The sequence below is a fragment of the Rhizobium sp. C1 genome (genome assembly GCF_021026335.1).
Lineage (GTDB): Bacteria > Pseudomonadota > Alphaproteobacteria > Rhizobiales > Rhizobiaceae > Ensifer_A.
Genome location: NZ_JAJNCY010000009.1, coordinates 92,151 through 104,826, shown reverse-complemented (window position 1 = coordinate 104,826; position 12,676 = coordinate 92,151). Strand labels below are relative to the sequence as shown.

Annotated in this window: 13 protein-coding genes; 6 read left to right on the top strand and 7 right to left on the bottom strand. The window is 61.3% G+C overall.

What is annotated here, in order from left to right; translation table 11 throughout:
• Nucleotides 1-17 precede the first annotated feature (17 nt).
• The 3 genes from LQK83_RS17715 to LQK83_RS17705 all read left to right on the top strand — a co-directional run bounded on the left by LQK83_RS17715 (nt 18) and on the right by LQK83_RS17705 (nt 1,793).
• Nucleotides 18-377, top strand: coding sequence for a nucleotidyltransferase domain-containing protein (locus LQK83_RS17715; RefSeq protein WP_230838726.1), 360 nt, complete (start codon nt 18-20; stop codon nt 375-377).
• A complete protein-coding gene (locus LQK83_RS17710; RefSeq protein ID WP_230838725.1) occupies nt 307-813 on the top strand; it encodes a HEPN domain-containing protein in 507 nt (168 codons plus the stop codon). The genes LQK83_RS17715 and LQK83_RS17710 overlap by 71 nt, the downstream gene beginning before the upstream one ends.
• A gap of 164 nt (nt 814-977) precedes the next feature.
• Nucleotides 978-1,793, top strand: coding sequence for a gamma-glutamyl-gamma-aminobutyrate hydrolase family protein (locus LQK83_RS17705; protein ID WP_230838724.1), 816 nt, complete (start codon nt 978-980; stop codon nt 1,791-1,793).
• Between the two features lie 6 nt (nt 1,794-1,799).
• Here the strand turns inward: LQK83_RS17705 and LQK83_RS17700 are convergent, their stop codons facing one another.
• On the bottom strand, nt 1,800-2,585 hold the full coding sequence (locus LQK83_RS17700; RefSeq protein ID WP_230838723.1) for a helix-turn-helix transcriptional regulator: 786 nt from the start codon (nt 2,583-2,585) through the stop codon (nt 1,800-1,802).
• 112 nt (nt 2,586-2,697) lie between these two features.
• Here LQK83_RS17700 and speB point away from each other — a divergent pair, with 112 nt between their 5' ends.
• Nucleotides 2,698-3,672, top strand: coding sequence for an agmatinase (speB, locus tag LQK83_RS17695; protein WP_230838722.1), 975 nt, complete (start codon nt 2,698-2,700; stop codon nt 3,670-3,672).
• A 199-nt stretch (nt 3,673-3,871) separates the two neighbouring features.
• Here the strand turns inward: speB and aroC are convergent, their stop codons facing one another.
• Complete coding sequence (gene aroC, locus LQK83_RS17690) at nt 3,872-4,969, bottom strand: chorismate synthase (RefSeq protein WP_230838721.1); 1,098 nt, start codon at nt 4,967-4,969, stop codon at nt 3,872-3,874.
• Between the two features lie 78 nt (nt 4,970-5,047).
• On the bottom strand, nt 5,048-8,212 hold the full coding sequence (locus LQK83_RS17685; RefSeq protein ID WP_230838720.1) for a putative bifunctional diguanylate cyclase/phosphodiesterase: 3,165 nt from the start codon (nt 8,210-8,212) through the stop codon (nt 5,048-5,050).
• 304 nt (nt 8,213-8,516) lie between these two features.
• Here LQK83_RS17685 and LQK83_RS17680 point away from each other — a divergent pair, with 304 nt between their 5' ends.
• Nucleotides 8,517-8,771 (top strand): DUF1344 domain-containing protein, encoded by a 255-nt coding sequence (locus LQK83_RS17680; RefSeq protein WP_230838719.1) that lies wholly within the window; start codon nt 8,517-8,519, stop codon nt 8,769-8,771.
• A 66-nt stretch (nt 8,772-8,837) separates the two neighbouring features.
• Here LQK83_RS17680 and LQK83_RS17675 read toward each other — a convergent pair whose 3' ends face one another.
• From LQK83_RS17675 to LQK83_RS17660, 4 genes are all read right to left on the bottom strand, one after another.
• A complete protein-coding gene (locus tag LQK83_RS17675) occupies nt 8,838-9,440 on the bottom strand; it encodes a histidine phosphatase family protein (protein ID WP_230838718.1) in 603 nt (200 codons plus the stop codon).
• A 10-nt stretch (nt 9,441-9,450) separates the two neighbouring features.
• Nucleotides 9,451-10,269: an enoyl-ACP reductase FabI gene (gene fabI, locus LQK83_RS17670; RefSeq protein ID WP_230838717.1), complete on the bottom strand. Its 819-nt coding sequence runs from the start codon at nt 10,267-10,269 to the stop codon at nt 9,451-9,453.
• Between the two features lie 119 nt (nt 10,270-10,388).
• On the bottom strand, nt 10,389-11,243 hold the full coding sequence (locus tag LQK83_RS17665) for a DnaJ C-terminal domain-containing protein (RefSeq protein ID WP_230838716.1): 855 nt from the start codon (nt 11,241-11,243) through the stop codon (nt 10,389-10,391).
• Between the two features lie 301 nt (nt 11,244-11,544).
• Complete coding sequence (locus tag LQK83_RS17660) at nt 11,545-11,892, bottom strand: RT0821/Lpp0805 family surface protein (RefSeq protein WP_230838715.1); 348 nt, start codon at nt 11,890-11,892, stop codon at nt 11,545-11,547.
• A 148-nt stretch (nt 11,893-12,040) separates the two neighbouring features.
• Here LQK83_RS17660 and pdxH point away from each other — a divergent pair, with 148 nt between their 5' ends.
• Complete coding sequence (gene pdxH / locus LQK83_RS17655; RefSeq protein WP_230838796.1) at nt 12,041-12,655, top strand: pyridoxamine 5'-phosphate oxidase; 615 nt, start codon at nt 12,041-12,043, stop codon at nt 12,653-12,655.
• Nucleotides 12,656-12,676: the final 21 nt, after the last annotated feature.

Below are 12,676 nucleotides of genomic sequence, written 5' to 3'. Positions count from 1 at the left end.
GCGGTCCAGGAGGTGCAATGGGCGTCGTTGAGAAATTTCTCGGGGGAAGGGTCGAGCCTTCGGACAAATTTCCGGAGCTCTCTGAACTTATTGCGCGCATCCAGACGACCTGTACCCCGATCGATATCATTCTCTACGGCAGCCGCGCGCGCGGCGAGGCGACCAGCACGAGCGACTGGGACCTGAAGGTTGTCGTGCCTGACAGCTCGCCGGAGCATATCTTCGCGCCCCTGTTTGGCTGGACGGTGCAGGAGGGCTCGGGCGTTTACGCGGATGTCTCGTTTGTCCGGCTTTCCGAATTCAAGGATGACCTGGCCGTCGCCAATTCGGCTGCAAGCCACATTGTCGAGGACGGCGTGGTTCTGGATGTCCGCTGAACTGCATATTGCAAGCGCCTTGCGGCTCGCCGCCCAGGATATTGAAGCCGCCGGGGTCCTTTCCAGCATCGGCAATCGCTACGACGCTTATCATGCGCAACAGGCCGCCGAGAAAATTCTGCTGGCACTTTTGACATCCGAGAACATCCGTGTCGAACGCAAGGACAGCCATCGCATTGATGTTCTGATCGACCTCTTACCGCGCGAAAATCCGTTCAGGCAGAGTTTCGCGGGTCTCGCCTTCCTGACCGCCTACGCCACGACCTATCGCTATCCCAAGGATGCGGGGCGTATTCCGGAGGCGGCGGATGGGGCAACCCTGCGTACGGCGCTCGACAGCCTGAAAGTCATTCTAAGAGACGCCGCGGCGCATTTTGGCGCTGATCTGGAAATCTCCCGGCAATCGCCAGCCAGAACCGCGCAACCGCCGCGATGAGGCCGATAGCCATAGCCCAACCGCTTCTGTGAACGCTGCATTACCCGTTTCCGCCGCTTTTCGGGTGGTTCTCATGTTGCAATGCGGTCAAAACTGTTCCTACATAACAACTGTATGAACAAGCCGCTTCGCTTCGGATCAGGCGGCTGCATTGCGAGTTTCCCATGTCCCGCCCCGTCATTGGCATTATCGGCAATAGCTATTCCATCGAGAACCGCTTTCAGGTTCAGGTCGTCGGCGACCGCAATATGGCGGCGGTGACGGATGTCATGGGCGCGCTGCCGCTGATGTTTGCCGCCGACCCGGCCATCACGGATATCGAGGCGTTGCTGGAGGTGGTCGATGGCGTGCTGCTCACCGGCGCGCGGGCCAACGTCCACCCGCGCCGTTTCGGCATGGAGGCGAACCCGAAACATGAACCCTATGATGAGGAGCGCGACAGTATCGCGTTGCCGCTCATCGATGCCTGCGTGGCGCGCGGCGTGCCGGTCTTCGGCATTTGCCGCGGCTTCCAGGAAATGGCCGTGGCCGGTGGTGCTACCCTGCATCCGGAAATCCGCGAACTCCCCGGCCGCATCAACCACCGCATGCCGCGCCTCGAAACCGGCGAGGTTCATCCCGATCCGTCGGTTGTCTTTGCCGATCGCCACGGCGTCGATCTGACCCCCGGCGGCGTTTTCGCCGGCATTTTCGGCCGCGACAAGATCCGCGTCAACTCGCTGCACGGGCAGGGTATCATGGACCTCGGCGACAAGATCGTTGTCGAAGGCCTGGCAGATGACGGCACGGTCGAGGCGATCCGCATGCGCGAGGCGACGGATTTTGCCCTCGGCGTGCAATGGCATGCCGAATTCGATCCGCAGACCAATCCGATCAACCGCGCTCTCTTCGAAGCCTTCGGGGAAGCCGCCCGCGCCTATCGCGCCGCTCGGCTTGGGGGCGGTGTGGTAGATCGGATCAAGGGCGTCGCTTCGCGCTAAGAGCGATCACACCGCTTCCCCCGCCAGATGCCGGGCAGCCAGCGAGAACAGCTCCGCCTGCGAAGAGATCGAAAGCTTCGCATAGGCGTGCCGTCGATGCACCTTCACCGTGCCTTCCGAGATCCCTGTCGCCTGCGCGATCGCCCGCGTCGAGCGGCCGTTGAGGATCATGTAGACGATGTCCCGTTCGCGCGGCGAAAGTCGCCCGGCGGCGAAGCTCGCCAGCCGCTCATCGATGCCGGATGCCGTGTCCACCGTCCCTCCATCCCAGTGCTTCAGACTCGCAGCCGCGATCAGCGGAAAGGCTGCGGCAAGCCGTGCGGCATCTTGCCGGCTGAACCGCTCCGCCTGCAGTCCGCGCGCCAGCGACAGCAGCAGCCACTCCTCCGTCCGCCCGGTTGCAATCAGAAGTCCCAGCTCGTCCGTCATCTTGATGCGGCGAAAGAAGGTCCGGTAATATTCCGAGCGCACGAACCCGTCCGGCGCGAGATCGAAGAGCAGGTGAACGCCCGGCCGGACGCCGTTGCGCATGGCAATGTGGAACGGGTCGAGCAGGTAAGGCCCGCTCTCATAGAAGCGCGTGTTGACCAGCGCCTGTGTCTCATCAAGATCGTGATAGACCGTCTCGGGCTGCGCGGTGCCGCGATAGAAGGTCGTCATCAGCGTATCGAAGGGCGCCAGATGCCTGAGCGCTGCCGTCAGCGCCACGGGAAAGTCACTTGTGCCGATGGCGGCAATGCAGCGCGCGGCGAGCGGAGACCAGTTGGTGAGAAGCGCAAGATCGTCTGTCATGCTTCATCATATACCACCAAAGGCGTATGCCTTTAACGGATTTTTTCGCGCATGTTTCCTGTGCTTGATTGCGTGTGAAATCTGCCTCTCCCGCCTCGCAAAGGATCTATCCATGAGCGCCCCCATCGAAGTCATGCCGAAAATCGGTGATCTCGCCTTCACCCGTGACAGCCATTACGGCTCGATCATGGAAAATGCCTTTGCCGGCGCACTCTCCTTCATGCGCCGCCGCTACACGCGCGATCTGACGGGCGTTGACGTCGCTGTCATGGGCGTACCGCTGGATTTGACCACCTCCGGCCGCCCCGGCACGCGCCTCGGCCCCCGCGCCATTCGCGCCGCTTCGTCGCATCTCGCCTGGTCGCGTCCCTGGCCGTGGGAAAGCGATGTGTTCGAAGACCTCGCGGTGGTCGATTACGGCGATTGTCTCTTCGATCCCGGCCGCCCGATGGAAATCCCCAAGGCCATCCGCGAGGCGGCTGCCGAAGTCCTGGCGACGGACACTGCACTTCTGACGCTCGGCGGCGACCATTTCATCACCTGGCCGCTGCTGCAGGCTCATGCCGCCAAGCACGGACCGCTGTCGATCATCCAGTTCGACGCCCACACCGATACCTGGGCCGACGAAGGCGAACGGCTGGATCACGGCACGATGCTCTGGCATGCGATCAACGAAGGTCTCGTCGTTCCGTCTCGCTCGGCGCAGATCGGCATCCGCACACACAATGACGACCCGATGGGCGTCAATATTTTCAACGCCATCGAAGTCCAAAAGCAGGGCCCGGAAGCGATTGCCAAGAAGGTCCGCGAGATCGTCGGCGATAACCCGGTCTATGTCACCTTCGACATCGACTGCCTCGACCCGTCTGCCGCCCCCGGCACTGGCACACCGGTCGTCGGTGGGCTGACGAGCTATCAGGCGCAGGAGATCATCCGCGGGCTCGCCGGGCTGAATGTCGTGGGCATGGATGTCGTGGAAGTCTCTCCGCCCTTCGACCACGCCGAGATCACGGCGCTGGCGGGAGCTACGATCGCAAACGATCTCCTGGCGCTTCATGCGGCTGGGAAGAAGGCGAGGGGAGCTTAACTATCAGCTTCAGCGCTCGGGAAAATGCCCCTCCCCAACCCTCCCCACAAGGGGGAGGGAGAGCGAGCGTTGAGCCAGCCGCTCCTCCAAAAACGTAGTTGAAGGGCTTAAACACTCCTCCATCCGTCTCCCCCCTTGTGGGGGAGATGGCGGCAGCCAGAGGGGGAAAGCAACAGGTGCTGCGCCTGACTGGAATCCCTTACCGCACCTTGCCCGTCTGTCCGCGATCCCGCAGGAAATGATCCGCAATCGTACACGCAACCATCGCCTCGCCGATCGGCACGGCGCGGATGCCGACGCAAGGATCGTGGCGGCCTTTGGTGCGGACGGAGACATTGTTGCCGTCCTTGTCGATCGAAAGCCGCTCTGTCAGGATCGACGAGGTCGGCTTGACGGCGAAGCGGGCGATCACCGGCTGGCCGGTGGAAATGCCGCCGAGAATGCCGCCGGCATGGTTCGAAAGGAAGATCGGGTTGCCGTCATTACCCATGCGCATCTCGTCGGCGTTCTCTTCTCCGGTGATTTCGGCGGCGCCAAAGCCATTGCCGATTTCGACACCCTTCACGGCATTGATCGACATCAGGTTCGAGGCAATGTCCTGGTCGAGCTTGGCATAGATCGGCGCGCCGAGGCCTGCGGGCACACCTTCCGCCACGACTTCGATCACCGCACCGACGGAGGAGCCCGCCTTGCGGATGCCGTCGAGATATTCTTCCCAGACAGGGACGATAGCGGCGTCGGGCGCGAAAAACGGGTTCTGGTCGACCTGGTCCCAATCCCAGTTCTCGCGGTTGATCTTGATCTTGCCGATCTGCACGAGGGCGGCGCGGACAATGACGCCCGGCACGACCTTGCGGGCCAATGCACCAGCAGCGACGCGCGCCGCTGTCTCGCGCGCAGACGAGCGTCCGCCGCCGCGATAGTCGCGAATGCCGTATTTCACGTCATAGGCATAGTCGGCATGGCCGGGGCGGTAGCGCGTGGCGATCTCGCCATAGTCCTTGGAGCGCTGGTCGGTATTCTCGATCAGCATGGAAACCGGCGTCCCGGTCGTCACCAGCGTCTCGCCGTCTTCCTCCGGCAGCACGCCGGACAGCACCTTCACGATGTCTTCCTCGCGGCGCTGCGTGACGAAGCGCGATTGGCCGGGCTTGCGCTTGTCCATGAAGGCCTGGATTTCGGCAAGCGTGAAGCGGATGCCGGGCGGGCAGCCGTCGATCACGCAGCCGAGCGCCGGTCCGTGGCTTTCGCCCCAGGTCGTGACCCGGAAAAGATGTCCGAACGTGTTGTGCGACATGGTAAGCCTGCCCGATGCTTGCGAGAATTTGCGCTTCTCTTAAAGCGGCGGGCGGCAAAAGAAAAGCGGCAAGGCGCGTCAGATCGCCGTTGACAGGAAAGGTGGTTCGCGAAATCGCTTCCAGGGCGCCGAGGCGATGAAGTCGACAAGATCGGCGGCCTGAAGCGGCCTGGCAAAGGCATAGCCCTGCAAGGTCGAGCAGCCGAGCTCTTCGAGCCGCACCGCATGCGTCATGGTCTCGACGCCTTCGGCGACGGTTTCGATGTCAAGCGAGGTCCCGATATCGATGATCGATCGCACCAGCGAAAACTCGCGGGACGAAACCAGCATCGGTTGAACCAGCTGCCGGTCGATCTTCAGGCGCTTCGGCTCCAGTTTCAGCAGGCTGACAATGGACGTATGGCCGGTGCCGAAATCGTCGATCTCGATCTCGATCCCGAGGCTCTTCAGGCGGCGGATATTACGCGTGATCACGTCGTCGTCATCGTCAAGATAGATGGATTCCACCAGCTCGAAAGCGATCTGACCAGGCGCAATCGCGAGATCCTTCAACGACTTGAGAAGCTGGTCGTCGCGCAGGCGCCGTGCGGAGACGTTGACGGAAATCTTCGGAACGGTCAGCCCTTGCGCCATCCAGGAAAGCCGATCGGCCAGCGCCTGTTCGAGCACATGGGCGTCGATCGCGGCAAGCGCATTGATCTCTTCGGCATTCTTGAGAAAATGGTCGGGCGTCAGCAGCCCGCGCTCCGGATGGTTCCAGCGCACGAGAGCTTCCACGCCGGTGAGTGCGTGCGTCTTGGCACAGAATTGCGGTTGATACCAGGACACGAATTCGCGGTTTTCCAGCCCGCGCAGGATCTGGTCAGCCAGCGTCTTGTTGCGCCGGATCTCGGCCTGCAGATTGGACGTGAAGAACTCGAACCGGTTCCGTCCATGCGCCTTGGCGCGGTAAAGCGCGATATCCGCATTGACGAGGAGGTGCTTGACGGAGCTGCGCCGTGTCTGCTCGCGCGCAATGCCGATGGAGACACCGAAGCGGCATTCCTGACCTTCATAATCGAGTGGAACGTTCATCTGGTCGATGATCCGGGTCGCGAGTGCGGCGATGTCCCTGTTTCCCAGACCGTTCTGCAGGAGCACGACGAATTCGTCGCCGCCGATGCGGGCAACGAGATCGCCGTCGGGCGCATTCCGGCGAAGCACGTTTGCCGCATGCACCAGCATGGCGTCGCCCGCGGCGTGACCCAGCGTGTCGTTGATCTGCTTGAAGCGGTCCAGGTCAATATGAAGCAGGGTGACGCGCTTCAGCGGGTCTTGCGCTTCGCCGGCGAGACGTTCGAGCGCGGCATCCAGAGCGCGCCGGTTGTGCAGGCCGGTCAACGGATCGTGCGTCGCATTGTGCTGCAGCATCGCATGCATGGCCTCGAGTTCCGCGCGCTTTGCCTCGGCATCGTTCTTGGCGGCAATCAGCGCCTCTTTCTTGCGGAACTGGTCGGACACATCGAGTGCGATCCCGATAAACTTGAGCTTGCCGCCGGTCGTGCGATGGGTCTGGCCCATGGCTTGGAGATGGCGGATCTCCCCGCGGCCGGTCATGATGCGATAGTTGCAGGAATAGTGTTTGCCGTTTTCGATCGCATCCGCGACCGCGGCTTGCACCAGGTGCAGGTCTTCGGGATATATCGATTTCAGGAAGCTCTGATCATCGACCGTGCCGTCGGTGTAAGGCACGTCGAAATATTCATGCATCCGCCGGTCCCAGACCGCGATGCCGGATTCGATATCGGCTTCCCAGACGCCGCAGCCAAAGGCCTGGGTCGCGAGCTGGAACCGCCGCGTGACCTCCTGCAATTGCGCTTCACGTCCGGAGAGTCGGTCGAGTGCGGCTTCAAGCTCCGCATTCTTGCGTTCGGTTTCCTGCTTGGCGAGACTAAACGCTTCGGCAAGCCTGGTGTCTTCGGTCACATCGACTGCGATGCCGACCAGACGCGGCGCCTCATTCGGCTCCTCATGGACCTGCGAAACGTAGCGAATGTATCGAACCGCCCCATCCGGACGGATAATCCGCACTGTCAGCAACAGGTGGCCGCGTTTCTCCGAGAGATCCGGCAGGGCGGCGATCACAGCGGCTTTGTCGTCGGGATGAATGAGGCTCAGCCAATTCGACCAGGAGGCCCAATCGGCTCGTCCGGTCACGCCGTGCAGATCCTGCATCCGCTCGTCCCAATAGGCGTTGTCGGTGCCAATGCCCGCTTCCCAGACGCCGCATTGATAGCTTCCAAGCGCGAGGTCCAGTCGCTTCGTCAGCCGCTGCAGAAGAAGTTCTCGCCGCGCCAGAGCCAGCTGGCTGTCGCGATTGAGCCGGATCAGCCGCAGCGACCGGAAGAACGGCACGAGTACGATGATGCCGATACCGAGGAAGATCGCGCGCATCTTCCAGATCTGCCCCGGCGAACGCTCCCACCCGTTGACAGGTGTCGCGGCCAGTGTCCATCGATCCGAAAGGATATCCAGCGACATCTTCACGGGAATAGCGCCCAGAACGGATCTGACCTGATCCGCGGTAAAGAACGGCTCCAAGGCATTGTCGGCATGCCCGGCGATCTGGATGGCCAGATGATATTTCCCGTCGGTATAGGTCAGACCGGTTTTCTTGAAGAATTTGGCGGCGTCGATAAAGCTCGTCACCGAACCCCAATGGATGACGCTGCCGTTGCGATTCGTAAATACGGGCACGTTGACCTTGAGAGCAGGCGTTCCAGAACGCATGCCCACCACCTCGCCGAAACTCGCCCGTACATAGCCTTCCGGCATGGCGATCAGATAGTCCTGCCGGCTGCGGGGCCCCAAAGCCGTGTCGAGCATTTCAGGAAGGGCGCCGTCACGTCCATGGACCAGGGTGTTGCCCGACGGCCCCTTGGCGGACAGGAAGAGAAGGTCCGGATTGTCGTCCATGAGGGACTGCGCCAGCGCCGCAAACTCCTCTGGCCCCAGATCGGGATTGCCGGAAAGCCGCTTCTGCACCTCCTTGGCGGACGCGAGTTCAAACCAGATGCGTTTTTGAAACGCTTCCATCTGAATGGCGAGCGCGGAAGACGTCTGCAGGCGAAGGCCGTTCCTGTAGGCGTTGTCGTAGTTCCGCTCAACGAAATACGAAGCGACGGTCAGCGAGACGGCCGCGACGAAAACCTGTGCATAGGCAAGCCAGCCTTCATGAGGGCTGTGTTTTACTGATGGGGACAATGCCGCCGCGGCTCCGTCTGCTTCGTCTTGTTCGCTGGATGGTGACGGTGATTCTTACAACCCGATCGTTAAAAAGGCCTTCCCAGAATTGAGTTTTCCGGAATCTGCAAGCGTTGGACGAAGGCTGCTGCGCATAAATTCCGCCACAATCGGAACGCACTAAACCACCCATGTTCGCCACCCGGATATCGGAATTCCGGGGATAACGTCTGTCTCAAAGGCTGCGCCCCGATAGATAAGGTTGATCCGGCGCGGTAAGAAATGACCCGACCGGCCTCGCTCGCAAACCCGGAAAGAGCCCTAGATGAAAAAGACCGCTATTGCCCTGTCTCTCGCCCTTCTTGTTTTTCCGACGCTTGCGCTCGCAGAAAGCGACGACACGTCCGGCGAAATCACCGCGATCGACAAGGACAAGGGAACGATCACGCTCAGCGACGGCAAGATCTACATGACGCCGTCCGAGTTCAACTTCGACGGCTTGAAGCCCGGCCTGAAGGTGGTGATCTATTATTCGACGACGGACGGCAAGCGCGTCATCGACGATCTCCAGACCGAGTAACGTACCCGTTCGGGGAGATGGCGGCGACTGCCGCCGCCTTCAGTCAGCCGGTCTGATCGGCAAGGCTTACGCCGAAATCCAGCGAAGCACCCCGTTTTCCAGCTTCAGAATGCAATCCTGCCGGATATCCGTTTCGGACGCGGCGATGGCGTCGCTGGCGGCGCAAAGCTTGATGATCGAGCGCATGACACCGCCATGGGTGACACAAACCGTCGGCCTCGTCACCGATTGCAGCCAGCCGGATACGCGCCAGGAGAGGATTTCGTAGCTCTCGGCCCTCTCGCCCGGCGGGACGAAGTTCCACTTGTCGGCCTCGCGCCGATGCATGGCTTCGGGAAAGAGCGTTTTCAGCTCCGCCAGCGTGTGGCCTTCCCAGTCTCCGAATGACAGTTCGACCAGCGCATCGTTCGTGGCATAAGCGGACGGATCACGCCCCATGGCGCCGCGCACCAGCTCCATGGTCTGGCGCGTGCGCGTCATCGGGCTGCAGACGAAGGTGAAATCGTCCACGCGATCGCCGATCAGCGATTGCAGCAGAACACCGTTGCGGCTCGCCTGTCCGCGGCCGGTTTCGTTGAGCGGAATGTCATGCTGGCCCTGGAAACGGCCCTCGGCGTTCCAGTCCGTCTGTCCGTGGCGGATCAGGTAGATCGGAACGTCGGGAGCCATGGGCGCGATCTCAGTCCTTCACCACCGAAATATCCGGCGCATCGACCGACTTCATGCCGATCGTGTGATAGCCGGAGTCGACGTGGTGAACCTCGCCGGTCACGCCCGTTGAGAGATCGGAGAGGAGGTAGAGGCCGGAGCGGCCAACCTCGTCCAGCGATACATTGCGCTTCAGCGGCGCGTTATATTCGTTCCACTTGAGGATATAGCGGAAGTCGCCGATGCCGGAGGCTGCCAGAGTCTTGATTGGCCCGGCCGATATGGCGTTGACGCGAATGCCGCGGCCGCCGAGGTCGACCGCCATGTAGCGCACACTCGCTTCGAGTGCTGCCTTGGCAACGCCCATGACGTTGTAGTTCGGCATGACCTTTTCGGCGCCGTAATAGGTCAGCGTGACCATCGAGCCGCCATCGTTCATGATCCGGTCGGCGCGCTGTGCGATGGCCGTGAAGGAATAGACCGAGATATCCATCGACTTCAGGAAGTTCTCGCGCGTCGTATCGACGTAACGGCCGGTCAGCTCTTCCTTGTCGGAATAGGCGATGGCATGGACGAGGAAGTCGATCTTGCCCCAATGCTTCTCGACAGCCTCGAAGACGGCGTCGATGGAGGCCATGTCCGTGACGTCGCAATCGCCGGCCATGAACGCGCCGATTTCGGCAGCCAGCGGCTCGACGCGCTTCTTTAGCGCATCGCCCTGCCAGGTAAAGGCGATCTCGGCGCCTGCATCCGCGCAGGCCTTGGCGATGCCCCAGGCAATCGAACGATTGTTGGCCACGCCCATGATGACGCCGCGCTTGCCCTGCATCAGCCCGCCAGTTTGGACCATGGATTACTCTCCGTCATAATAATTTCGAGCCCTATGGCACAGCGGGGCGGAAGGTTCAAGAAGAGGAATGATAAGGAAATGAGAGCAATCGTAAGAATCTGTGCTCTTTTAAAACACAGTCATAAAAACAGTCCTTCGCGCAGGCTGCGCATCAGGTCCTTCACCTTGTCGTCAGGGTGATCCCATAGCATGACGCGGATTTCGGCATAAAGATCGCCGCGTACGTCGTCGCGGCCAGGCAGTCCGCGTCCGCGAATCCGAAGCGTTCTGTCGGAGCCAGACCATTCCGGAACCGTCACCCGTACCATTCCGTCCGGCGCATCGACGATGGTTTCGCAGCCGAGAACCGCATTCTCGATATCCACCGGAACACTGGTATAAAGATCGAGGCCATCGGCGCGAAACACCGGATGCGGGGCGATGCGGAAGGTCGCGACGACGTCGCCGCGCTTCAGGCCGGCAAGGCGATGCCCTTGTGCGGCGATCCGCACCTGCTTGCCGTCCATCACCCCCTCGGGCAGCGTCACGCGCAGTGTCCTGCCGTCCGGCAGCTGCACCAGCGGCTTGGTCTTTTCGAAAATGTCCTCGATGGAGATCTGCACATCTACCGTGAGATCCGGCGCCTTGTCCGGCGTGTTGGGCTGGCCCGCCATCTTGCGCCACAGGCTGGAGAAAATATCTCCCTCGGCGTCTTCGGCTTTCGGCGGGCTTTCGGCGCGGCGTGCACCGCCGCTGGCCTGTTCGCGTCGCCGCGCCTCCTCCGCCATGCGCCGCTCCTGGTCGAAGCGCTGGCGCTTGTCCGGGTCCTTGAGCAGCTGATAGGCTTGGCCGACTTCCGCAAAGCGCACATGCGCGTTCGGATCCCTGCTGTTGCGGTCGGGATGCAGCGCCTTGGCGAGCATGCGCCAGGCGGCCTTGATCTCGTCAGGGCTTGCCGTCGGCTTCACGCCCAGCACGCTGTAAGGATCACGCATCGTTTCGCCGTCCAACCCACGCCAGCAGGCGGAACAGCATGTCCGCCGCTTATCTGTCGCATTCAGGTGAGAGATCGCGCCGCGCGCGTGAGGAGCATTACGCAATCATCGCGACAGGGCGGAACTCTCACATGAATCCAGAGCGGATGATGATAGATGGCATGCCTTACCTTGGGCTTGCGCCTCGGCTGGTGCAGCCTAGAGCACGTCCAGCAAAACTGCGTCAGCGGTTTTGCGTCCGGACTGCGAAAAAACAAAGAGGTAGAGCATTTCAGGTGATCCGGTTTTCATCGGAAATGCTCTAGTCCTGCTTGTTGAAGCTGACGATCTTCCATTCGCCTGACGAGGTCAGGCAGGTCGTGCCGCGGTATTTGGAGATGCCTCTGAAGCTGTGGCTGGTGGTGGTGAAGTCGCGGCAGGTGACTTCACCCGACTGCGTCTGCGTGATCGCGGTCACGACACCGGCGCTGCCGGTATCCGTGTTGGCCCAGGGCAGAGGCTCGCCCTTCAATCGGCCGAGATCGGCAGAGCTGACGGCGTTGCGGATGGTCGCTTCGTCCGAATCAACCGGCTTGCGCGTCGCGGCGGGCGTCGATTGTGTGGTCAGCCCGGCATCGACATTGTCGGCAAGACCGAAACCCGTCCCCATGCACCCCGCCGACGGCAGGCAGATGATTGCCACCGTGACAAGTTTCAGGACTCCGCAGGCAGAGCGGCTATTCTTTTCCCATGCCTGCTTTGTTATTGGTTGCACGATACAATATCCCGACGCGAAAAAAACGAGGACTGCGACAAGAATGACCGCAAATGGGTTAATAACAAGTGACTTCACAGAAGAAAGTGAGCCATTCACACTTTTCGCCCAGTGGCTCGCCGATGCCACCGAAAGCGAATTGAACGATCCGAACGCCCTTGCACTTGCCACGGTAGACGAAGAAGGTCTTCCCAATGTGCGCATGGTCCTGCTCAAGGATTTCGATCAGGATGGCTTTGTCTTCTATACGAATTACGAGAGCCAGAAGGGTAAGGAACTTCTGGGCGCGCGTAAGGCGGCGATGTGTTTTCACTGGAAAAGCTTGCGCCGTCAGGTGCGGGTACGAGGCGATATTGAGCCGGTGACCGATGCCGAGGCGGATGAATATTATGCCTCGCGCGCCCGCGGCAGCCGTATCGGCGCCTGGGCTTCGAAACAGTCGCGTCCGCTCGAAAGCCGGTTCGCGCTGGAGAAGGCCGTCGCTGAATATACTGCGAAATTTGGCCTCGGCGACATTCCGCGCCCGCCGCACTGGTCCGGTTTTCGTCTCAAGCCGCGTTCGATAGAGTTCTGGCACGACCGCAAGTTCCGCCTGCACGATCGCGTCGAGTTCAAGCGGATTGACGGCGGCTGGGACAAGGTGCGGATGTATCCCTGACAGGGGCAATTCCAGCAAAAG

Bases quoted from the DNA above. Each gene is read 5' to 3' on its own strand.
- fabI (WP_230838717.1), bottom strand. From the start codon at position 10,269: ATGGTCCAAACTGGCGGGCTGATGCAGGGCAAGCGCGGCGTCATCATG.
- LQK83_RS17710 (WP_230838725.1), top strand. From the start codon at position 307: ATGACCTGGCCGTCGCCAATTCGGCTGCAAGCCACATTGTCGAGGACG.
- LQK83_RS17700 (WP_230838723.1), bottom strand. From the start codon at position 2,585: ATGACAGACGATCTTGCGCTTCTCACCAACTGGTCTCCGCTCGCCGCG.
- LQK83_RS17680 (WP_230838719.1), top strand. From the start codon at position 8,517: ATGAAAAAGACCGCTATTGCCCTGTCTCTCGCCCTTCTTGTTTTTCCG.
- LQK83_RS17705 (WP_230838724.1), top strand. From the start codon at position 978: ATGTCCCGCCCCGTCATTGGCATTATCGGCAATAGCTATTCCATCGAG.
- LQK83_RS17660 (WP_230838715.1), bottom strand. From the start codon at position 11,892: ATGGGGACGGGTTTCGGTCTTGCCGACAATGTCGATGCCGGGCTGACC.
- speB (WP_230838722.1), top strand. From the start codon at position 2,698: ATGAGCGCCCCCATCGAAGTCATGCCGAAAATCGGTGATCTCGCCTTC.
- LQK83_RS17675 (WP_230838718.1), bottom strand. From the start codon at position 9,440: ATGGCTCCCGACGTTCCGATCTACCTGATCCGCCACGGACAGACGGAC.
- pdxH (WP_230838796.1), top strand. From the start codon at position 12,041: ATGACCGCAAATGGGTTAATAACAAGTGACTTCACAGAAGAAAGTGAG.
- LQK83_RS17715 (WP_230838726.1), top strand. From the start codon at position 18: ATGGGCGTCGTTGAGAAATTTCTCGGGGGAAGGGTCGAGCCTTCGGAC.
- LQK83_RS17665 (WP_230838716.1), bottom strand. From the start codon at position 11,243: ATGCGTGATCCTTACAGCGTGCTGGGCGTGAAGCCGACGGCAAGCCCT.
- aroC (WP_230838721.1), bottom strand. From the start codon at position 4,969: ATGTCGCACAACACGTTCGGACATCTTTTCCGGGTCACGACCTGGGGC.